This window comes from Shewanella sp. SM29, assembly GCF_025654245.1.
Taxonomy (GTDB): domain Bacteria; phylum Pseudomonadota; class Gammaproteobacteria; order Enterobacterales; family Shewanellaceae; genus Shewanella; species Shewanella oncorhynchi.
In genome coordinates this window covers 240,520-262,642 of the sequence record NZ_JAKKRN010000003.1, presented here as the reverse complement: position 1 = coordinate 262,642, position 22,123 = coordinate 240,520, and the positions used below count along the sequence as shown (strand labels likewise).

General features: G+C 46.9%; 22 protein-coding genes. 4 read left to right on the top strand and 18 right to left on the bottom strand.

Annotated elements, in window-relative coordinates; genetic code table 11:
• The 7 genes from L5L77_RS03545 to L5L77_RS03515 form a co-directional block, all read right to left on the bottom strand.
• On the bottom strand, window positions 1-173 hold a 173-nt coding region (locus tag L5L77_RS03545; RefSeq protein WP_263148818.1), incomplete at its 3' end, for a transposase.
• 69 nt (window positions 174-242) lie between these two features.
• Window positions 243-1,940, bottom strand: a complete 1,698-nt coding sequence (locus tag L5L77_RS03540) for a hypothetical protein (RefSeq protein ID WP_263222068.1) — start codon at window positions 1,938-1,940, stop codon at window positions 243-245.
• Window positions 1,937-3,031 carry a hypothetical protein gene (locus L5L77_RS03535; RefSeq protein ID WP_173244344.1) on the bottom strand — a complete coding sequence of 365 codons (1,095 nt, stop codon included), beginning with the start codon at window positions 3,029-3,031 and terminating at the stop codon, window positions 1,937-1,939. The genes L5L77_RS03540 and L5L77_RS03535 overlap by 4 nt, the downstream gene beginning before the upstream one ends.
• Window positions 2,920-3,567 (bottom strand): helix-turn-helix domain-containing protein, encoded by a 648-nt coding sequence (locus L5L77_RS03530; RefSeq protein ID WP_173244347.1) that lies wholly within the window; start codon window positions 3,565-3,567, stop codon window positions 2,920-2,922. Before L5L77_RS03530 ends, L5L77_RS03535 begins: the two co-directional genes overlap by 112 nt.
• Window positions 3,564-3,890: a hypothetical protein gene (locus tag L5L77_RS03525; RefSeq protein WP_173244350.1), complete on the bottom strand. Its 327-nt coding sequence runs from the start codon at window positions 3,888-3,890 to the stop codon at window positions 3,564-3,566. The genes L5L77_RS03530 and L5L77_RS03525 overlap by 4 nt, the downstream gene beginning before the upstream one ends.
• On the bottom strand, window positions 3,883-4,368 hold the full coding sequence (locus L5L77_RS03520) for a hypothetical protein (protein WP_173248621.1): 486 nt from the start codon (window positions 4,366-4,368) through the stop codon (window positions 3,883-3,885). Before L5L77_RS03520 ends, L5L77_RS03525 begins: the two co-directional genes overlap by 8 nt.
• A 98-nt stretch (window positions 4,369-4,466) precedes the next feature.
• Complete coding sequence (locus tag L5L77_RS03515; protein ID WP_173244353.1) at window positions 4,467-4,691, bottom strand: hypothetical protein; 225 nt, start codon at window positions 4,689-4,691, stop codon at window positions 4,467-4,469.
• An 89-nt stretch (window positions 4,692-4,780) separates the two neighbouring features.
• Between L5L77_RS03515 and L5L77_RS03510 the strand changes: the two genes are divergently transcribed.
• Genes L5L77_RS03510 through L5L77_RS03500 form a run of 3 tightly spaced genes read left to right on the top strand, consistent with a single transcriptional unit; the run spans window position 4,781 to window position 6,290 of the window.
• Window positions 4,781-5,383, top strand: coding sequence for a helix-turn-helix domain-containing protein (locus L5L77_RS03510; RefSeq protein WP_173244357.1), 603 nt, complete (start codon window positions 4,781-4,783; stop codon window positions 5,381-5,383).
• A 30-nt stretch (window positions 5,384-5,413) separates the two neighbouring features.
• The gene (locus L5L77_RS03505) at window positions 5,414-5,881 is read left to right on the top strand and encodes a hypothetical protein (protein ID WP_263222063.1); all 468 of its coding nucleotides are present in this window, start codon (window positions 5,414-5,416) and stop codon (window positions 5,879-5,881) included.
• 4 nt (window positions 5,882-5,885) lie between these two features.
• Entirely contained in the window at window positions 5,886-6,290 is a 405-nt protein-coding gene (locus tag L5L77_RS03500) for a hypothetical protein (protein ID WP_263222060.1), read from the top strand.
• Between the two features lie 277 nt (window positions 6,291-6,567).
• On the opposite strand, the gene L5L77_RS03495 is transcribed toward L5L77_RS03500, so the two are convergent.
• A complete protein-coding gene (locus L5L77_RS03495) occupies window positions 6,568-8,160 on the bottom strand; it encodes an ABC-F family ATPase (RefSeq protein ID WP_219250205.1) in 1,593 nt (530 codons plus the stop codon).
• 382 nt (window positions 8,161-8,542) lie between these two features.
• Window positions 8,543-10,777 (bottom strand): heavy metal translocating P-type ATPase, encoded by a 2,235-nt coding sequence (locus L5L77_RS03490; RefSeq protein WP_263191399.1) that lies wholly within the window; start codon window positions 10,775-10,777, stop codon window positions 8,543-8,545.
• Window positions 10,778-10,932: 155 nt separating this feature from the next.
• On the opposite strand from L5L77_RS03490, the gene L5L77_RS03485 reads away from it, so the two are divergent.
• A complete protein-coding gene (locus L5L77_RS03485) occupies window positions 10,933-11,394 on the top strand; it encodes a MerR family DNA-binding protein (protein WP_263184646.1) in 462 nt (153 codons plus the stop codon).
• Window positions 11,395-11,427: 33 nt separating this feature from the next.
• Here the strand turns inward: L5L77_RS03485 and L5L77_RS03480 are convergent, their stop codons facing one another.
• From L5L77_RS03480 to L5L77_RS03440, 9 genes are all read right to left on the bottom strand, one after another.
• Complete coding sequence (locus L5L77_RS03480; protein ID WP_028760559.1) at window positions 11,428-13,476, bottom strand: alpha/beta hydrolase family protein; 2,049 nt, start codon at window positions 13,474-13,476, stop codon at window positions 11,428-11,430.
• 78 nt (window positions 13,477-13,554) lie between these two features.
• On the bottom strand, window positions 13,555-13,797 hold the full coding sequence (locus L5L77_RS03475) for a hypothetical protein (RefSeq protein WP_028760560.1): 243 nt from the start codon (window positions 13,795-13,797) through the stop codon (window positions 13,555-13,557).
• 215 nt (window positions 13,798-14,012) lie between these two features.
• Window positions 14,013-14,771 (bottom strand): SDR family oxidoreductase, encoded by a 759-nt coding sequence (locus L5L77_RS03470; protein ID WP_011846385.1) that lies wholly within the window; start codon window positions 14,769-14,771, stop codon window positions 14,013-14,015.
• Window positions 14,772-14,795: 24 nt separating this feature from the next.
• Window positions 14,796-15,698, bottom strand: a complete 903-nt coding sequence (gene mmsB, locus L5L77_RS03465) for a 3-hydroxyisobutyrate dehydrogenase (protein ID WP_263184647.1) — start codon at window positions 15,696-15,698, stop codon at window positions 14,796-14,798.
• A gap of 134 nt (window positions 15,699-15,832) precedes the next feature.
• On the bottom strand, window positions 15,833-17,002 hold the full coding sequence (locus tag L5L77_RS03460) for an enoyl-CoA hydratase/isomerase family protein (protein ID WP_263184648.1): 1,170 nt from the start codon (window positions 17,000-17,002) through the stop codon (window positions 15,833-15,835).
• The gene (locus L5L77_RS03455; RefSeq protein ID WP_173245775.1) at window positions 17,002-17,775 is read right to left on the bottom strand and encodes an enoyl-CoA hydratase; all 774 of its coding nucleotides are present in this window, start codon (window positions 17,773-17,775) and stop codon (window positions 17,002-17,004) included. The genes L5L77_RS03460 and L5L77_RS03455 overlap by 1 nt, the downstream gene beginning before the upstream one ends.
• Before the next feature lie 59 nt (window positions 17,776-17,834).
• Entirely contained in the window at window positions 17,835-18,992 is a 1,158-nt protein-coding gene (locus L5L77_RS03450; RefSeq protein ID WP_263160633.1) for an acyl-CoA dehydrogenase family protein, read from the bottom strand.
• An 88-nt stretch (window positions 18,993-19,080) separates the two neighbouring features.
• On the bottom strand, window positions 19,081-20,580 hold the full coding sequence (locus L5L77_RS03445; protein ID WP_173245778.1) for a CoA-acylating methylmalonate-semialdehyde dehydrogenase: 1,500 nt from the start codon (window positions 20,578-20,580) through the stop codon (window positions 19,081-19,083).
• Window positions 20,581-20,712: 132 nt separating this feature from the next.
• Window positions 20,713-21,903, bottom strand: a complete 1,191-nt coding sequence (locus L5L77_RS03440; protein ID WP_263222058.1) for a thiolase family protein — start codon at window positions 21,901-21,903, stop codon at window positions 20,713-20,715.
• Window positions 21,904-22,123 lie beyond the last annotated feature (220 nt).

Here is a 22,123-nt window from a genome sequence, read left to right as displayed (position 1 = left end):
GGTGTGCCACCCTGGCGTTCTAGTTTTAACTGTCTCACCCATTTATCCATAGTGGATTTACCTACGTTCATCGCCTTTGCAGCTTCGATGATGCTATGGTTTTTATCGAGGACTAATTGGGCAGCTTCAAGTTTGAATTCAGCACTAAATGTTTTTCTGGTTGTCGATCTCATGTGTTCACCTAAAGTCATCTACGAGGTAATAATATCACCTCTATTTAGGTGGCCAAAATTAGTGTGCCACTACATACGGGTAAAGCCCGTAGGGTATGCTTGCTTAAGTGCCTCCTTATAAGGCTGTAACGCCGCGCCTTTTAGACCTAACGATTCCGCTAATAACTTCCACGCTTTAATATCAGACAATGGCGGCTCATTAATATTTTGCATATCAACAAGTAAAGGCTGGCCTTTACGCTGCATAAAACTGGGTGGGGTTTGTTGCTTGATATCGGCCATGGCATCAATCGCACCATTAAAGGCCACTTGACGGACTCGACCTTTGCGGCTCTTTTTAATCTCAAGAGGATCACTCGTTCCCCAAGCCGTTTTATCCATCTCTTTTTTGCGGCGTTGCGGCAGGGTGTCTGCTATAGCGCGGTAATTCTCACCATAAATCGGCGCGTTGATATTGAAGCCAGCATCGTCTTTTTCCATAGGTTCAACGATATAGCTATGGACTTCACCATGCTCATCTACTCGCTCGACATCTATCGCAGGACAGCGATATAGATTCACACTCACATAGACTTTTTCACCAGCATGTACGCCTAAGTGTTCCAGAGAATAGGTCATTGAGTTATGTGCCTTACTAGGAACAAAGGTAATACTCAGATCATTCGCCTTAACAGTGCGCTCAACTCTATCTGTCTGCACAAAGCTACGCATGACATCGGCATCCGGCGCTAGTCGCAGCTGCTCAGGACGAATAGTCTGGTACAAGCCATAACGAGCTTGACCATGCCTTGTATGCTTAAACTCACTTTGAAAACCAATCGACCAGAGTGTTGCCATAGCATTGAGTTCTTCAATGCTATTAACGGCTTGGAATGCTAAGCGTGACTCAAACTTCTTTTCGATCACGTTATGCATACTCTCAACCTGACCTTTAGCCCAAGGTTTACCGGGCGTATGAACAAGGTGGTTGACACTGAGTTTATCCAATAAGCGTCTTGTCATCGCGGCCATGTTGGCTGAACCCGCATCCCAAATGAGGATAAAGGGCACCCCGTGCATTAGTTCACTACTTGAACGCTTGCTAAAAGCTTCAATTAAAAATTGTGTAATGGCCTCCACGCTTTCACCAGGCGACAAAATATAGCTTAAGTGAAATGCGCCGCTGTAGTGGTCGGTGACAAGGTAGCGCAGCACTCGGTCATTCTTCACTCGCTCTAAGTTCGCGGGTTTGTTTTTATAGAATTCTGACTCCTCCATGACCTGTAACCCCTCTTGGTTTTTGAGGTAATACAGCACACAGATTGATACATCGAATTGCCACACATGATTTGGATGAAGGCTGCGCATACTGCGTGTAATAGGGTTAGCATTAAGCTGCTTGGGATGAACATTGAACTCGTCCATCTTCCTGAGCATTGTCGATACAGAGCACTTGGCGGAAAGATGACCATTGGCATAGGCAATATCAATGGCATCCTCAACAGACATCAGTGATTTACTGTTTTGGCGCTGCGATTGGCGGATCAGATTAGATACCCAAGTAGCTTCTTCTAATGTCACCCTTGATTGACCGCAATCTGAACGTTTTTTACGCTCTGAAGACCAGCCAACTTGCGATAACTTTTCATAGATAGAGCTACGAGTTAATCCAAGGAAATTGCACGCGCGGTTAACAATCGCGCCTTGCTGACCATGCCCCGCTGAATCCAACTCTTGGGCAATACCATCCAAGTATTTAATCTGCTCAATGGGTAATGTGGACATCATAGAGCTGATCCTTGCTGATATAACATCAACTCGTTATTGAGGGCTGTGATAATGGTTTGATCAAGGCCAACTCGGGCACTACCTTCCATCATTCGTGAGATGATATCGTTCATACTGCCGTGGTATTCATCATCAAGATCACAAGGATGTTCAGTGTTCTGAATTGCGGCAACTGCATCTTCAAACGCTGCCAGCCCTTTGAATATTTCGTATTTCGCATTAATGATGGCTTGGCTTAACGCTTTATTTCGCTCGGCTTCCAATTGCTTAATTTGGGCGGGAGTTCCTTTGCCTTTGGCTATCTCTAAGGCTTTTTCAAGCTCATGGATTTGTTTGCCTTTCTTCTCTAAAAGCTGATCGGAAGCTTTAGAGGATAGTACTAGATGCTCAAGTTTTTCATTGAGCTTACTGGACTCGACGCGGTGTTTTGCGGCCATTTCTTCGATAATGTCGAGTGCTTCTTCTTTGCTATCGACAGTCAGTTGATCGCCATCAACTATGGCTTTTAGCTCGCTTTCAGGTAATTGTCGCAAGCGGCGTAAGTCGCGAATACCCATACCGATAGATTGAAGTGACTCTAACGCTTTGATCCCGAATATTTCTGAGTTTTTGATTTGCTCATCAACCATCTGACGAGACATCCCCATAAACTCGCAGAAATCATCCCAAGTTCCAGTAAAAACCGCGCCATGTTTGCTCTTTTTTCCTTTTAGATTTTTATATGACTTTGTTTTCTTGATGTTTTTCAAATTTTCAAGACTTATAACATTAGAAAAATCAGCTAATGCTTTTGCCATTTTAGCTTGACCTGCAAGTACGCAAAGCTCCATTAGTTCCTCAGTAGAAGAGCTATTACCAGACACTAAGCCTTCAATAGTGGCTTCAACTGTCTGTGTTATTTCTACTTGCGCTTCTCCAAGACGTTGCATTTCCAAACCATGCATAATTTCAGATGGACTTGGGTTTAACTTGGGTTTGTTCATAGTTCTTCTCCAGCAACAGATTGATATTTTTCTTTTATTTGATGGATCATTTGTAGCCTTTGGTTTTGGTACTGATGCGCCAAGGCCAAGAGTTTTTCTGACATACACCAGCGCTCACTTCGTCCATTAGCATCAACGGACTTTAACCAGCCCAAACGCTCCCATGTGCACAGCAAGCGGTAAGTTGTTGTTCTGGCATAGCCGGATTGGTGTTGCAGTTCATCAAGCGTTTTACCTGTAAGCGAAGCACTAGCGACTAGCTGAAACACCCTAACGGCTTTAATAGTGACGTTCTTACTTTGTTTAATTTCAATCGCATCCATTGCAGTTACTCCATCTATAACCATCTGATCATTCAGGGGGGTACCGCCTAATGCTTTACGACGGAAATTAAACGCGAGCCTTAATACCGCTGGTGAGACTTGCCAGCACACAGAACGGTCATCAAGTTCTACTTGCTCAAGCCAATTCATCGCTGTAAAACTCGTTAATGCGCGATGCACCGTTGTTCGTGGCTGGCCTGACTGTTTTTGCAATTGCTTAAGTGTGCAGCCTTGATCCCCTCGTTCCGCTACTAGCTGAAAAATAGCCTCAGCTTTTACTAGTGTGTTGGTATTTTTGGCCTTAAAAGGTTCATAACTCATACCGTTTTCCTCAGCGCCATAAAGTAGCGGCTCAATCCTGCTCTGCTTGGCGTTCTCGCAGCTCCAAACTTGGCTTTAACTCTTGCCAAAATCTCTGTTTGCTTCATATAAGGCAGAGAAAAGACAAAGGCTTCGACTTCAGGATCTAGGCTGATTTTTGTCTGCCTACCTCTGCGATAAGTGTTTGCAGGTTGGTTTAGCCCTTGAAGTGATGATTTATCGAAATTAAGGAGCATCGCCGCATCAAGGATTGCCATTGCTTCTTGTTCCTCTAGGTCTTGCAGCAACTTAGCAATAGCGATTGTTAGATATTGGTTATTCATCAAAACCTCCATCTAGCTCTAGTTGGGGTTGACTGTGTTGCCCCACGTTCTGGTGATGCCAAGCAACGCCTTCAAGTAGCTGCGTGAGTGATGACAGTGTTTCAGTTTGGTTTGCACTGCCTTCATAAAACGCCAAAATAAGACTAATACTCTCCGAAAATGTTGCTTGTAGCTGATTCACATCCACAGCCTTGACCTTGCGGCCAGTGGGAATATCAATCAGAAGTTTATGGGCAGCATGGCCTAAGTAGCGCGTGACAAAATCTGCACCACAGGTCTGTTCTAAAGGACGGATCATCAGGGCGGGTAATCGGCCTGACTCCATCCATTTATAGATCACCCACTTATTAGCGAGACCCATACCATCTGCTACACGATCAACGCTGAAGTTATGCTTTTGCCTAGCAACTTCGAGGCATAACTCAATTGCGTGAGGGATAGAGACGGCATTACGTTTCAGCAAACTGGTTCTAGACATTGGAATATCCTTTAAACAGGCATTAAACAGTGGTTCCAAAAACATCCAAGGATTGCTCCTTTTCAGTGTTGCTTGAGCTGTTATGCTCATATTCAACCTCATGCCACGTTGGAGATTGCAGCAATGCCAGACTCATGGATCAGTTCAGCCCGTAACGCTTGCCCCTTTGGGCCATCCCATGTGCCCATAAGGCAATGGATAGCATTTTGTGGCTTGATACCGTTGTTGCGGCACCATTTGGTTAGAGAAGAGCCCTGACCAATAAAACCTGCTCGCACTTGGTTGTATAAGTCACGGCTGGGGGTATGGTTATTGACGTTCATAGTTAAACTCCTCAATATGTATATACAATTAACAAAAAGAATACTCATTACTCAAATGTAGTATTCATATGTAGTATCGGATTGTCAATATGAGTATTGAATTAAAGCTCGTGGATGTTCTATCGCGAATTGCTAAACTAAGTGGTGTTTACACGGACGCTGATGTAGCAGAAGTTCTTGGTGTTAGTCCCCAAACTTTATCTACTTGGAAAAGAAGAGGAACTATTCCTTATGAAAGGATTTGTAGTTTTGCCACTTCAAAAGATGTTTCTTTAGATTATTTATTACTTGGCATGAGTGGTCGTAGCTATTTAGGTGGACTAGACCCTATGTTGTTAGAAGGAATAGGAATGGAGTTTGAAGCAGTTGCTCCTGAATTATTAACTATCCATAACGTAGGATTGATATACAACAGAGTTATTAAACTATTGGAGCCTAACGATAATTGGACAAGAGCTGTTAGAGAGGAAGTAGCTTACTTCGCTCAAATATCTCATGCACAATCAAGGACAGAAATAGGCAAATTACCTCCTATTTATGAAGAAGAAAGCAGAGTATTTAAGAAGGAAGGTATCGACGCTAATGAAGTCTTTGGGGTGTCAAAAAATGATGATACAACATCTGTCACACAGTACATTTCGGGAAACAAAAATGAGGTTGCTGGTCGCGATATAGTGAAGAAAACGAAGTAATTTCATGGCAGATGATTATGGGGTTGTTTAATGGAACAGCAACCAAACTATCAGGTTAATCAGCAAATCAAAGGGCAAAATCATCAAATTGCAGGCCGAGACTTCATCAAGCAAGTTGACATACATATTCAGGGGAAAGAATCGATTTTTGATCCTAGCAATCCAAATGCGATAGATTGCCCTTTTTGTGGTGCAAAAGCCCTAGCGACATCGGTCTTGTGTAGAGAGTGCTACGGCCCTGTGAAGGATTATTTTGATGAACAGCTTGAAGAGCAGAGACAAGCTGAACTTAAGAGAGTGCACGAGAAAGCTGAAATTATCTTTGCTTGCTCGATCTCATTCGTAGGGTTTGTTTTTGCGGTTATTGCTTTCTTGAGATTTGATGGACTCATGGCATTAGTTGGTGTCGGTTTAGCGATGGCATTGTGCCTTACCGGAATGCTTAAACTGCTACTTAACTATGTAATCAGAAAGCTTGTGGACAGGTTTACGAGGTAGGTTCATGGAACAGCAAATCGAAGGGCAAAATCACCAAATTGCAGGCCGTGATGTAGTCAACAATTGGACTATCGAGCCGAATCAACCAAAGTCGTTGTCCTTATGTTCTATTGATGAGTTAAGGGCTCAAAGGGACTTTAGTAAAGAAATCATCAAGGATGCTGAAGCAAAGATTTGGGGAAGTCTGCCTTCCAAAATCCTGATGATTACCTTGCCCATGTTTTTTCTCTGTTGGTATCTCGGCAATGTTGGCCAATGGTTGTTTTACGCCTTCATTATTGGAGTTGTTTGCCCTGGTCTTGCTCAACTAAAGTTCATCAATAGAGAGCAGCCAGTAATAGAGATAGAAAAACAACGCTTGAATAACATTTACTACATCCTTCGCAGCTATAAAATTGACGAGAGATAACCTGTTTATTTTGGTTAAATCATCCCAAAATTGTCCGTTTAATTTTTTCTGATCCCGTCAAATTTTACCTATTTATCGTGCAATGAGCTTTTAATTATCGTGGATTAGATCATCGAGTGCGCGAAAAGCTAATCGCTAGATAAAAAGACAGCCAATGGATATAAAAACGCCGCAATGAATCGCGGCGTTTTTATTGATGCTGCATTTAGCTGCACTGTATTTAAATGCATGTATTTAAATGCATGTATTTACACATGCAGCTAAATAACAAATAGCGTTAGACTTCAATGCCTTTGCTGGCAAGGAACTCATCGTAAGTGCCTCTGAAATCATTCACGCCTGAGTGAGTGACTTCAAGGATACGGTTTGCCAGAGACGATACGAATGCACGGTCATGACTCACGAAAATCAAGGTCCCTTCGTACATTTCCAGCGCGTTGTTTAATGATTCAATCGATTCCATATCCATGTGGTTGGTCGGTTCGTCGAGCACTAAAATGTTGGCTTTTTGCATGATGAGCTTGCCGAATAACATACGACCTTTCTCACCACCAGACAGCACTTTGACTGACTTTTTAATGTCGTCAGAGCCAAACAACATACGGCCTAAGATGCCACGTACCGATTGGTCGTCATCTTCTGGCTTGCGCCATTGGCTCATCCACTCGAACAGCGTCATTTCGTTAGCGAAATCAGACTCATGGTCCTGTGCATAGTAACCAATGTTAGCGTTTTCAGACCATTGGATAGTACCTGCATCCTGCGGAATATCGTGGATAAGGGTACGTAACAGGGTTGTTTTACCGACGCCGTTTTCACCCAATACCGCAATGCGCTCGCCCACTTCAACAATTAAGTTTAAGTCTTTGAATAACGGAGTGTCGTAGCCTTTAGTTAGGTTTTCAATCACTAAGGCATTACGGAACAATTTCTTTTCTTGCTCGAAACGAATGAAGGGGTTCACACGGCTAGAGGCTTTTACTTCATCTAACTTAATCTTGTCGATTTGACGAGCACGTGATGTAGCTTGTTTCGCCTTAGAAGCGTTAGCCGAGAAGCGTGCTACGAAGGTTTGCAGTTCAGATATCTGGGCTTTTTTCTTCGCATTATCAGACAATAAACGCTCGCGAGCTTGAGTCGCTGCTTGCATGTATTCGTCGTAGTTACCTGGGTAAACGCGCAGTTCGCCGTAGTCTAAGTCAGCCATGTGCGTACAGACAGAGTTTAAGAAATATCTATCGTGCGAAATGATAACCATAGTACTGCTACGTTGGTTCAACATGTCTTGTAACCAACGGATAGTGTCGATGTCCAAGTTGTTGGTAGGTTCGTCAAGCAGCAGCACGTCTGGATCAGAGAACAGGGCTTGCGCTAACAATACACGCAGTTTTAAACCCGGTGCGATTTCAGACATCAAACCAAAATGGCTGTCGATACCGATACCTACACCTAACAGTAATTCGCCAGCACGAGATTCGGCGGTATAACCGTCCATCTCAGCAAAATCCATCTCTAGGTTGGCGACGGTAATGCCATCTTCTTCACTCATTTCGGGTAAAGAATAAATACGGTCACGTTCTTGCTTTACCTTCCACAGTTCGCGGTGGCCCATGATCACGGTATCGATCAGGTTGAATTCTTCATAACCGAACTGGTTCTGGCTTAGTTTACCCAGACGCTCATTCACATCTAACGAGACGTTACCGCTGCTAGGGTCTAGATCACCACACAGGATCTTCATGAAGGTCGATTTACCACAGCCATTCGCGCCGATAAGACCGTAACGGTTACCACCGCCAAATTTAACTGAGATGTTTTCAAACAGTGGCTTAGCGCCGAACTGCATGGTGATATTTGCTGTTGTGATCAAAATGAACTTCCAAATCGAGTAATGTTGGCCGAGCCCGCTGGCGCCGCTTTAAATAAGCATAAACCAAATAACGCTATGCCGAAGGGGTAAAAATAAACGTGGCACTATAGCAGTTTGGGCTAAATTATCAACTACCAAGGCGGATCAAAAGCCAGAGGGAATGCCGAAATCGCCGCACTATGCCTGTATGAGAAGCGTAATTGATTTTACCCTATTGGCTTAGCTTTCAATGTATTCGAGCAGAATGACAATCTGATGACCCTTAGCGTCGTAAAGCTTGCCGACGCTAAAGGCTTATGCAGTAAGTGCTAATGTGGACATAGCCCTAAGCTAACTCAAGATACCCGTTTCAACATTTTAAGTTAGCTTAGGTATCGACAGCTTATAACTTCTGCCGTCTTAAGCGGTTGGCGTTCGTGACGACAGTCAGTGAAGACAAAGCCATGGCTGCACCCGCAATCACAGGGCTTAATAACATGCCCGTAAGTGGATAAAGCACGCCCGCCGCAACCGGAATACCCAAACTGTTATACACAAAGGCGCCGAACAGATTCTGCTTAATATTGGTAATCGTCGCCCGCGACAATGCCAATAAGTTAGCAATCACTATCAATTGCTGCGACAGCAAGGTGATGTCCGCACTTTCAATCGCCACCTCAGTGCCCGATCCCATCGCGATCCCCACATCGGCACTCATCAGAGCTGGCGCATCATTAATACCATCCCCTACCATAGCCACCACATGCCCTTGCTTTTGTAAATCCAGCACATAATGTTGTTTTTGCTCGGGTAGTACACCAGCAATCACTTCGGTGATGCCCACTTGGTCGGCCACCGCCTGCGCCGTTTGTGGGTTATCCCCCGTTAACAGCACCACGCGAATGCCCCTTTGCAGCATGGCCGCAATGGCTTCTTTGGCATCGGGTTTAATCGGATCAGCCAGCGCAATAGTGGCCACTAACTTGCCCGCTTTAGCGATATAAATCGGGGTTTTACCTTGGTGCGCAAAACTTAATGTCGCGTTAGGATCTAAGGCACTGCCATCGGAATTGACAATCTCCAATGCAGTCATCAAGGCAAGATTACCAATCGCCAGCGATACGCCATCGACCTTGCCCTCAATCCCCTTTCCTTGATGGTTCGTAAATGCCTGTGTGTCGGGTAATTGTGGGAGTGATTCCTTGGCATAACTGATAATCGCCCCCGCTAACGGATGCTCAGAGTGCTGCTCAAGGCTTGCGATTTCGCCCAGCAAGGTTTCTTTATCGGCATCACTCAGTGTTTGTACTAATACAAAGTCAGTGACTTGCGGCTTACCTAAGGTGACCGTACCGGTTTTATCCAGCACCACACAATCAACTTTACTGGCGGTTTGCAGTGCCTCGCCATTTTTGACTAACACGCCCATTTGGGCTGCGCGGCCCACAGCCACCATGATAGACATAGGCGTAGCCAGCCCCAGCGCACAGGGACAAGCTATGATAAGCACACTCGTCAGCACCACTAACGCATGGCTTAAGGCGGGCGCTGGACCTGCAAAATACCAAATAGCCGCCGCCAGTAGCGCTATTGCCACCACAGTAGGGACAAATACCGCGGAGATCTTATCGGCCAATCGACCTATGGGTAATTTTGACGTTTGTGCCTGTTGCACCAGTGCAATGATTTTGGCGAGCTTAGTATCTTGTTGCCCAGCCGTAACTCGGTAAACTAAGCTGCCATTGCCATTGACTGTGCCCGCGCTCAGACTATCTCCCCGATTTTTAAGCACGGGAATAGGCTCACCTGTGAGCATGGCTTCATCGAGCAAGGATTGCCCCGTTTCGACCTCACCATCGAGGGCAACTCGGTCACCGGGGCGCAAACGCAGCTTATCGCCCAGTTTCAACTGACTTATCTCAACCTTTTCATCACCCTTATCCGTAATACGAATCGCAGTAGTGGATTGCAACCCGAGCAGTCGCTGCACCGCTTCGCTGGTTTTGCCCCGCGCTTTGAGTTCGAGTCCATGACCTAAGTTAATCAAACCTAAGATCATCACACTCGCCTCAAAGTACACATGGCGGGTATCCATAGGGAATGCGCTCGGCATAATGACCACCAACATGGAATAAGCCCACGCGGTACTGGTGCCCAGCACAATCAACGTATCCATGTTGGTGGTTTTGGCTTTGAGCGCCCGCCACATACCTTGATAAAAATGTCCGCCTGTGGTGATGAGTAAAGCCAAAGTGACCAGTCCCATGATGCCCCAGCCTAGCTGCAGATTTGGGCTGTTGATCATCATTTCACCGCCCAGTAATCCCCACAGCATCATGGGCACACCCACAACGAGCGCGGCTATAGCTTGGCGCATCCGCAGTCGATACTCGGCGGCATCTTCAAGGCGTTTTTCTTCGGCGGCGACTTTAGCATCAATAACGACCTGCGCCGGATAACCCGCATTTGCCATCACAGCCAAGGCGGTATCAGCGCTCATCTTGCCTTCAACCGTCACTTGCTTATCGGCGAGATTCACACGCGCTTCAACGCCCGCTTGGGCGGCAAACGCCTTTTCAATTTTTGCGACGCAACCAGCGCAATTCATATTGGCGACATAGAGTCTGGTCATAGACATGGGAGATCCCTCACTTGATGTTTCACACTATAGGTCTAAGATAAAGTCTCCCATCACTGGAGAGTCAAGGATGAATTTGCTCAATGTGATCACATCGACAATTAATTGCTGGGCGAAATGGGTGATACCATTCAGTTAGAAAAATAGAGGTCAAAATGAAGATAGGTGAAGTGGCGAAACAAACGGGCTTAAGTGTTAAGAGTATCCGTTATTACCATGATATTGGTTTAGTGTGCGGCGAGCGCAATGGGGCGGGTTATCGAGTTTATCGCCATCAAGATATTGAAGCGCTTAAGTTTGTGCATCAATGCCGCGACTTAGGTTTTAGCCTAGAGGATTGCAAATCCTTGCTTGGTCTTAAGGGCAATGAAAGCCGTAATGCCGAGGACGTTAAGCAGCTTACCCAAACGCACCTTGCCTATGTCGAGCAGCAAATCAATAAGCTACAGCAGCTTAGGGCGCAATTACAGCACATGGTGACCCAATGCCAAGGCGGCGATCAGCCCCATTGCGCCATTATCGACAGCCTAAGTCACGAGACTCATGGCAGCCATGAAAATCACAAGAGCCAACAAAATGCTGGCTCTGAGTGTTGCAGTAAAAGCCAATCGCAATAACGATGGCCAAGTTCAATAACGGTAAATACCGCGTTATTGACTTCTCACTATGGTTGGCTTTAGCGCCGCGGCGTTATCCAGTACCAGTGTTGCAAGCTTACCCGCTGGGGTAAAGTTAAACACTTGCCCATAAAATGCCAGCTCAGTTTCTAATCCTGCGGCCTTGTGCTCAGGTTTCCAACCGCCGTGGGGTTCATCCTGATAAGCGATATAAGCCGTGGGTACGCCTCTCACTTTTAACGCCTCATAAATCTGCCGCGACTGCTGTGGTGGTACGATTTGGTCACGTAATCCTTGAAAAATTAATAAAGGCTCATTCAATCCTTCAAGGTGATGCAGGGGCGACAGTTCCCTATAGCGGGCTTGATTTTCACCATAGGGGCCGATAAGCAGATCTAAGTAGCCAGTCTCGAATTTATGGGTACTCTTGGCGAGCTGTTCAAAGTCACTGATCCCCGCATAGCTCACCCCCGCTTGAAATACATCATAAAATGCCAAGGACGACATCACAGTTAACCCACCAGCGCTAACACCTCGAATCGCCAGCTTTTGTCCATCAACCCAACCTTTATCAACTAAATAACGGGCCGCATTGACCGCATCCTCCACATCAACTTGGCCCCATTTTCCGTAGATACTTTGACGGTAAGCACGGCCAAAACCACTGCTGCCACGGAAATTAACATCGAGAACCGCAAAACCTCGGCTGGTCCAAAATTGAATATCACTGCGATAAGCCAGACTCGCCCGCGCCGTAGGTCCGCCGTGTAACATTACAATCAAGGGCGGACGGGTATCATTAGGCGCAGTATAGTTGGGGTTAACCGGACCATAAAAATAACCGTAAGCTTGCTGGTTAGCACCTGTTTTAAAAGTAATATTTTTAGCACGGGAGATATAGTTGGGATTAAGTTTTGGTAAGTTAGGGGTATACACCAACTCAGTACCACGACCGATCACTTTATAAATGCCCTTCTCTGGCGTCGCCTTAGCGCCGACAAAATAAACAGCATCTTCCCCACGGATCACTTGGGTGATTTCACCAAAGTCGACGGCCAAAGATTCGGTCAGGCCTGAATCTAGATGCAGTCTAATTAAAACGGCCTGACTACCAAGCATATAACTGGCAATAATCGTTTTTTCGGATTCAAAGGCATAATTATGATTGCCTAAATACCAATCAGCCACCGCAAACTCGGCCTTTTTCTTTAGCACTGGGTCTAAGGTATTTTGTGCCGTGACTCGATAGATATTCCACCAGTTACTGATATCCGATACGACATACAATTGCCCATCAGGACTAAATAACGGCTGCGACACCGAAGAATCTGCGGGCGTGTTTACCTTACGAATATTGTGTAATTGTCCTTTACGGTCCAGATCCCCAAGCCAGAGCACGCTATTATCCCATGGCATATAGGGATGTTCCCACGTGATCCACGCCAGTTGGCTGTTATCGGGCGAGATGGCTGGCGAAGAAATAAAGTCATGGCCCGAAACAAAAGTATCGCCTTCACCGGCAAAATTAAGATTAATGGTAACAAGACTCGCCTTAGGCTCACCCGCTTGACGATGATCTTCGCGCACACAGATAATCCTCGACCCTTTGGGGTAAGCAATACAATCTGCATGGCGAGTACCATTTGGCGTTAAAGGCAAAGGGGGTTGATTAGGGGCAAAACGATAAAACAGTTGGTCCTGTGCCTTAGTGGCAAACAGACTCTGACCAATCCCCAAAAAGGCGGCACCACCGTATTCATGAACGGCGGATTTAACATTAAACGCAGGCGGCACTATGTCGGTAATTTTTCCACGTTGGTCGAGGCGTTTGATCCCGACTTGGCCTTGTTTTTCACCATCAGATTCAGAGAAATAAATAGCACCATCAACGCTTTGCAACTCAGCCACATTATCGGCCTGCTCAAAAACTTCAGTCGCCGATAGCGGAGACTGCCAACTACCATAGGGCGCAACTATGCGCGCGCCATTATCACTAAGATGCGGCGTCTCTTTGTTCGAGCGCTCGCAAGCACCTAAACAAAATAAGCCCCCCAGCATCCATAAATATCCATGTAGCTTCATTGTTTCTCCCCAATGTTTGCCAACTGCACAAACCGAAACAAAATATGAACTTGCAGAAATGAGTTATGTGTAAATTAGTTATTTTTTAAATTTTTTTAAGAACCAATTTACCACTTGCACTTGTTGTACTTGCGTTAAACCAAAATAAATACACACCCAAGGTGAGATAAGAAAAAACCATGGGATCACGGCCACAGAGCGGCCACTAAAGAGCAGAAAAAAGAAACCGCAATAAATCACAACCAACCCTAAGATACCCACGATCAACATCATGCGCTTAGTGATTTTCTCAAGCCAGTGGGCTTTTTCCTGCCAAGACATCCGGATTTCAAGCTCCATTACATGTGATCAACATGTTTGTAAAGTTATGTAAAAAAACGGGAGAGCGATTGTTGAAGGTTAACAACTAAATGTCAACTCCAACAGTGAAATCTAAATAAATCCGAAAGCTAGGGCATAAGAACCATTATCTTTATTTACCCTATAAAAAAACCGAGCCTAAGCTCGGTTTTTATGCAAATCAATAAGATATCGCTCTAAAGACGAATACCACCATCGATTTCAAACACACGACCGTTAACATAATCGTTTTCAATAATAAAACGTACGGTAGAAGCTATCTCGTCGGCATGACCTAAGCGGCCAACAGGCACGAGTTTCTCTAAACGCTCCAACGCTTCTGGCTTCATTGCCGCCGTCATCTCGGTCGCAATCACACCTGGTGCTACGGCTGCACTACGGATATTGTAGCGCGCTAACTCCTTCGCCCAGCCGACGGACATAGCCGCAACACCCGCTTTTGAGGCCGCGTAATTTGATTGACCCATATTACCCGCTTTAGCAAGGCTAGAGATGTTAACTATCACCCCCGCTTGACCCGATTCAATCATGGCCGCAGCGGCCTCACGGCCACAGAGGAAACTGCCGGTCAGGTTCACATTGATCACCGATTGGAACTGCTCGTAAGACATACGATCAGTGACTTTGCCGTCTTTGGCTTTGACTAACATGCCATCACGCAGAATACCGGCGTTGTTCACTAACACGTTCACTTGACCAAAATCTTCGAGAATATAGGCAAAACCCGCGACGACATCTTCTTCGTCGGTAATGTCTAAGGCATAACCTTGAACTTCAGTGTCCGATCCAAGCTCAGCGCAGGCTCGCTCGAGTTTTTCTTGGTCCACATCGATAAGCGCTATCTTAGCACCCGCCTGCGCAAAATTTTGCGCCATTGCTAAGCCTAAGCCACCCGCGCCGCCAGTAATGACGACAACCTTATCTTTTAAATCCATCTGGTGATCCCTTGTTATCTGTGTCTATTTTTTAAGTGGTGCAAATTGTTCAAATATACTGGAAAAATCTCGGCGACCATTGCCTTGTCTTGCATGATTGACATACAAGCTGCGGGCTAAAGCGCCCATTGGCGTGCTAGAGTTGCTCAATAATGCAGCTTCTTGTGACAGACCGAGATCTTTGACCATCAAATCTACCATAAAGCCACCCTGATAGCCCTTAGAAGAAGGCACTGTTTCCATCACGCCTGGGCAGGGATTGTACTTCTCTAGCGTCCAGTTTCCGCCACTGCTGACCTTCATAATGTCGGATAACACTTTGGGATCGAGACCATGATCGACGCCCATTTGCAGCGCTTCGGAAGTACCGACCATCAACACAGATAACAGCATGTTATTGCAGATTTTCGCGACTTGCCCCGCACCTGGACCGCCAGCATGGAAGATATTCACACCCATAGCCTTAAGTACGGGCTGCGCACGTTCAAAAGCGTTATCCGAGCCACCACAAATAAAAGTTAAAGTACCCGCTGCCGCGCCTGCCGTGCCGCCAGAAACTGGTGCATCCATAAATTCGATGCCACTTTTAGCCGCTTCAGCTGCCACGAGTTGTGCGCTTTGCGCATCGATGGTTGAACAATCGATGAGCAAGGTATCACCCGCAACCACTTCAAGCAGGCCTTTGTCTGTTCCATTGCCTAAATATAAGTTTTTTACATGCTTGCCCGCAGGCAACATAGTAATCACCACACTTGCACCCGCTGCAGCGCCGCAGGCTGTACTTGATACTAAGGCGCCTTTTTCGGCCAATTGCTGCATAGCCTCGGGGACTAAATCAAAGACGCGAACTGTCATGCCTACTTTTAATAAATTGGCCGCCATTGGGCCGCCCATATTACCTAAACCGATAAAGGCTACTGTACTCATGCCATCACTCCTGTGTTGTTCTTTTTAGTGTTGTGATAATGCTAGCCCATTGATTATGCTGTCATTATCACAGAGTAAAGCGAGCTTAGCTAAGCCGATAAATACAGCGCTTAGCCAACTCGGCCCTTAAACGCTTAACTCAGTTGGTTAAAGGGATGCGCCTCGCCCCATGGGGAAGCCAATATTTGCTCAAGTACCACTGTGGGTACTGAGTTAACATCCTTAAAACGCCATTGCGGTTTCTTGTCTTTATCAATCAAGAGTGCACGAACGCCTTCGCAGAAATCACCGAGGGCGCACACGTTAACACTCGCGGTTAACTCCCATTTGAAACATTGAGCTAAGCTAAGCTTAGTCCCTAACTGCCCTTGGATATAAACCAAGTGCCAGCTGATAGGGCTACCCGCAAGGAAGGTGTCCCGCGCTTTCATTAACCACTTTTCTTCCGATACCAAAGTTGACATGCGTGCTGCAATATCCTGCAGACTGCCCGCCATAAGCCTGTCAATTATGTCTTGGCTTTCGGCTAATACACTGTCGCCCTTAGGAATATCCACTTGATTAGACAGCTCGTTGATCATGCTATCTAAACGTTGATGATTAAGTGCTGGCGTATCACTCCAATCTAAGGTTGCCATGGCATCAAACATCAACTCTTTGTCGTCACGGTTCAAGTAATGATCCGCAAGGCCCACATAACAGGCATCGGCGGCATTGAGTTGATAGGCGGTCAATCCCAAAAACAATCCCATCTTGCCCTGCATACGATTAAGGAAATAACTGCCGCCCACATCGGGATACAGGCCGATAGTCACCTCAGGCATAGCGATACGCGAGGTTTCGGTAACGACTCTGTGGCTTGCGCCCGCCATCAAACCGAGACCGCCGCCCATGACAATGCCATCGCCCCACACCAACACAGGTTTGCCAAAGGTATGCAGTAGATAATCGAGGCGATATTCCTCTTCGAAGAAAACCTTTGCTTCCTCAGTCACTTGCCCATTAGCGGCAATGGAAGCATGGTATAAAGCGCGCACATCACCACCAGCACAAAATGCCTTCTCACCGCTGCCATCTAATACGATGCAAGCGATAAGGGGATCTTTCTTCCACAGATTAAGCTGCGCAGTCATAGCACGTACCATGCCTAAATCTAAGGCGTTGAGGGCTTTTTCCACATTGAGTGTGACTACTCCAACCAATTTGCCAGAAGCAGTGGCTAAGGTTTGAAACACCACATTTTGTGTGGTCGTGACCTGATTTGCGACATGCTCGACCACGTCATTATCTACTACATTCGTCATTAGCGGTTTCTCCACTCAGCTTTACGTTTCCCTAAAAACGCATTCACGCCTTCGGCCTGATCTTCAGTATCAAATAATCCGACAAATAACTCACGCTCAATCGGTAGCGCTTGGCTACGCGCCATAGTGCGCCCCGCTTGAATAAGCGTCTTACACGCTGTCACGCTGCTTGGGCTTTGATTCGCCACTTTGACGGCTAAGGCAATTGCCGCATTAAGCGCTTCGCCAGTATCAACCACTTCTTCCACTAAACGTAGATTCAATGCTTGAGTTGCATCGATACGCTCGCCGCATAAAATCATCCGTTTAGCCCACCCTTCACCGACTAATGCGGTCAGATTTTGAGTGCCACCCGCACAGGGTAATAAACCGACCGTCGCTTCGGGTAATGCCATTACAGCTTGAATTTCGGCGATACGAATATCGCAGGCCAACGCGACTTCTAAGCCGCCGCCCATGGCATAGCCGTTAATCGCGGCAATCGACACACCACGGAATTGACTTAAGGTTTCAAAGGCTTCACCAAAATGCTTTGCCATCGTTGCCGCATTACCTTTGTCACCATCGCTAAACAGTTTTAAATCGGCGCCAGCGGAGAAGAACTTTTGCCCTTGGCCCGTTAACACTAAGGCATAAATATCTTTATTGGCATTCAGCTCAAGCACTTTGGCTTTAAGCGCCTGCAAACTCTCGGCGGTCCAAGTGTTGGCTGGCGGATTGTTCATGGTCAGAATCGCCGTGTGGCCTTCGATACGTTCAACTAAATATTCCATCTTTATAGACTCCTTTTCAGTTATCGCCGACCTGTAAGTCACGCATATTGCGAGTTGAATTACAGGATTTGTCCTGCATTTTCATCGAGTAAACGACGGGCGATAATTAAGCGCATAATTTCGTTAGTGCCTTCTAAAATCTGGTGTACACGCACATCACGGAAATGACGTTCCAGCGGGTACTCCCTTATATAACCATATCCACCATGAATTTGCAGCGCCGCATCGCAGACTTGAAAACCCACATCGGTGGCAAAGCGTTTCGCCATAGCGCAATAAGCCGTGGCCTCAGGATCGCCACTATCGAGTTTAAAGGCCGCAAGGCGCACCATTTGGCGGGCTGCGACTAATTCTGTCGCCATATCGGCAAGCTTAAATTGCAGCGCTTGGAAAGCCGCTAAAGGTTTACCAAATTGCTGACGCTCATTCATATATTGAGTTGCGCGCTCTAAAGCCGACTGCGCCGTACCCACAGAACAGGTAGCGATATTGATGCGACCGCCATCTAAACCTTTCATCGCGAACGCAAAACCTTGGCCTTCTTCACCGAGCAAATTCGCTACTGGCACGCGCACGTTTTCAAAGGTGATTTGACGGGTCGGCTGTGCATTCCAGCCCATTTTATCTTCGGCTTTACCGTAGATAACACCAGCGGCATCCGCCGGAATGGCAATGGCCGAAATTCCCTTAGGCCCAGCTTGACCTGTACGGCACATCACGACTAAAAGCTCAGTGGCGCCCGCACCTGAGATAAACATTTTCGAACCTGAAATCACATATTCATCGCCGTCGCGCACCGCTTTGGTTTGCAAAGATGCAGCGTCCGAACCCGCGCCCGGCTCAGTTAAGCAATATGACGCTAACATCTGCCCTGTGGTTAACGGCTCAGACCAAGTCTGACGCAGGGTTTCAGTGCCCCAAGTCGTCACCATCCAAGTGGCCATATTGTGAATGGTCAGCATGGCCGTGGTCGCGGTGCAGCCCTTGGCGAGTTCTTCAAAAATAATCGAGGCATCGAGGCGCGATAGGCCCATGCCGCCTTCAGATTCTGGCGAATAGAGTGAGCAAAAACCCAGCTCGCCGGCTTTTTGGATCACGTCTTTGGGGAAATGATGTTCTTCATCCCACTTAGCCGCAAAAGGGGCTAACTCATCTGCGGCAAATTGGCGCGCCAGATCGGCAAACTGGCGTTGGTCATCGTTGAAATTAAAATCCATCTGGCTCTCCTATGACTCTGTGGTCACTTCTTTATTGAATAAATTGGGCGCCGTAAAGACGCCGTGGTTTATCGATTAATCACCGAGCTTAACGTAGGTTAATGCTCATATTTGGCGTAGAAGCTACGGCGATATCGGACTCAAACCAGCGGGAAGTGATGGTTTTAGTCTCGGTATAAAAACGCACCGCTTGCTTACCGTAGGCATGTTGGTCGCCGTAGAAACTGCCCTTCCAACCCGTGAATGAGAAGAATGGCAATGGCACAGGAATAGGCACGTTAATGCCGACTTGGCCGACTTCTATTTCATGTTGATATTTACGGGCCGCGGCGCCGCTAGCGGTAAAGATAGATGTGCCGTTGCCATAAGGGCTAGCGTTGACTAATTCGATGGCGGCTTCTAAGGAGTCTGATTCCATACAACACAGTACAGGGCCAAAGATTTCTTCCTTGTAGATGCTCATCTCAGTGGTGACTTTATCGAACATGGTTGGGCCAATCCAATTACCGGATTCATAACCTTCCACGGTAAAATCGCTACCATCGAGTAAACACTCGGCGCCTTCGGCTTTACCTTGGGCGATAAGTTTAAGCACCCGCGCCTTAGCGGCTGGGCTGATAACCGGACCATAACCCGCTTCTTTGTCGTCCCATAAACCTGGGCGAACTTTGGCTAAGGCTTCTTTTAATTCTGGGATCCACTCTTTAGCGGCACCAACAAACACGGCAACCGAAATCGCCATACAACGCTGACCCGCCGCGCCCACAGAAGCGCCGACTAAGTTGTTGATCACTTGCTGTTTGTTTGCATCAGGCATAATCACGCAGTGGTTTTTCGCGCCCGCAAAGGCTTGCACGCGTTTTAAGTTATCGGTACCCGTTTTATAAATATATTGACCCACAGCCACAGAACCGACGAAAGAAATGGCTTTAATCGCAGGGTCTGCCAGCAGGATATCTACGGCGGTTTTATCGCCATGCACTAATTGCAATACGCCCTTAGGTGCGCCCGCCTCAACAAACAGCTCAACCAGACGCTGCGGCGTCATAGGATCTTGTTCTGAAGGCTTTAAAATGAAAGTGTTACCGCAGGCAATCGACAGTGGGAACATCCATAACGGGATCATCGCAGGGAAGTTAAATGGCGTAATACCGGCACACACTCCGAGCGGTTGAGTGTAGCTGTAAGTATCGATTGAACGCGCGACGTTCTCGACGGTTTCGCCCATCAATAATGACGCCACATTACAAGCATGTTCAGCGACTTCGATACCGCGCCATACATCGCCCTTGGCATCTTCGAAGGTTTTACCGGTTTCCTTGGCAAGAATGGTCGCCAGTTCGTCGTGATGTTCTTTTAGCAGATGTTGATAACGCAACATAACGCGTGCACGTTCAGACACTGGCACTTCTTTCCAGGTTTTAAAGGCCACTTTGGCGCTGGCAATCGCAGCGTGAACTTCTTCGCTAGTGGCAGCATTAATCACAGCAATCGGCGAGTTATTCGCGGGATTGGTGACAATAATCTGTGATGTGCCCGTACCTTGGATAAACTCGCCGTCAATGTAATGTTTTACTTGTGTGGTCATGTTGCAATCCTTTCCTTGTAGAGTGATGGGCTGGCGGTGCGATATTATGATTATCCTCAAGGGAAGTGATTGCCCTTGCCAGCCCCGTCTTGTTGATTTAACTAAAACCTGATTTGACAAAAACCTTTGCGATTAGACCTCAATCGCCATCGCTGTTGCTTCACCACCGCCGATACACAGCGAGGCAACACCGCGTTTAAGGCCGCGGGCTTTTAATGCATGGATTAAGGTCACCAGCAAACGAGAACCCGAGCAACCAATAGGATGACCTAAAGCGCAGGCGCCGCCATTGACGTTAACTTTAGCCACATCTAAACCCAGTTCAGACACGGCAAGCATAGTCACCATGGCGAAGGCTTCGTTGATTTCGAATAAATCGACTTCATCCGTTGACCAACCCACATTGGCAAGTAATTTCGCCATAGCGCCGACAGGTGCAGTGGTAAAGAGTGAAGGCTCTTGGGCGTGGGTCGTGTGGCCTTTAATGGTGGCTAATACTGTTAAGCCTAAACGCTCAGCTTCGCCGCGAGAGGTCAGCATCAATGCCGCTGCGCCATCGGAAATAGAGCTAGAGTTAGCCGCTGTGATAGTGCCATCTTTGGTAAAGGCTGGTCGCAGCGTAGGAATTTTTTCAGGGCGGGCATTACCGGGTTGCTCGTCGGTATCGATAGTCACATCACCGCGACGATCACTAACTGTTACTGGGGTAATTTCGGCCTTAAAGGCACCCGAGTTAATCGCGGCATTGGCTTTTTCGAGCGAACTGAGCGCAAAGGCGTCCATCTGCTCGCGGGTGATACCAAATTCATCGGCGGTTTTCTGGGCAAATGTTCCCATGGCGCCGCCAGTATAAGCATCCTCAAGACCATCTAAAAACATATGGTCGAGCACTTTGCCATGGCCCATGCGCATGCCGCTTCGGGCTTTATCTAATAGATACGGCGCTTGGCTCATACTTTCCATGCCGCCGGCGATCACCACTTTTGCACTGCCCGCTTTAATCAAATCGTGGGCTAACATCACCGTCTTCATGCCTGAGCCACAGACTTTGTTCACTGTGGTCGCACCAACGGATAAGGGTAATCCCGCACCTAAAGTGGCTTGACGTGCAGGCGCTTGACCTAAACCAGCGGGTAATACGCAGCCCATCAAGACTTCATCAACATGCTCACCCGCTAATTGAGTCTCCGCCAATAAGCCCTTAATGGCTGTCGCGGCTAAAGTCGGTGATGCAACAGATGACAAACTGCCTTGAAAGCCACCCATAGGGGTGCGTTTAGCGGCAACAATAACAATATCTTGATTTAACGCTTCAGTACTCATGCAGGCTCCAACCCAAATTGACCACAAGGCCTAGTGCTAGCCTTGGGACGTTTAATAAAATCGACAATAAAACCACTCTGACGTTTACGCGAACGTAAAGCAAGTGTTCCTTGGTCTAATATGTCGATTTTATCGGGTAAAAATTGTCAGTAAGGATTTACAGCGAGGCAGGGATTAAGCACAGTCAAGCGTGGACAACAGAATCGAAGGGAGAGATAAA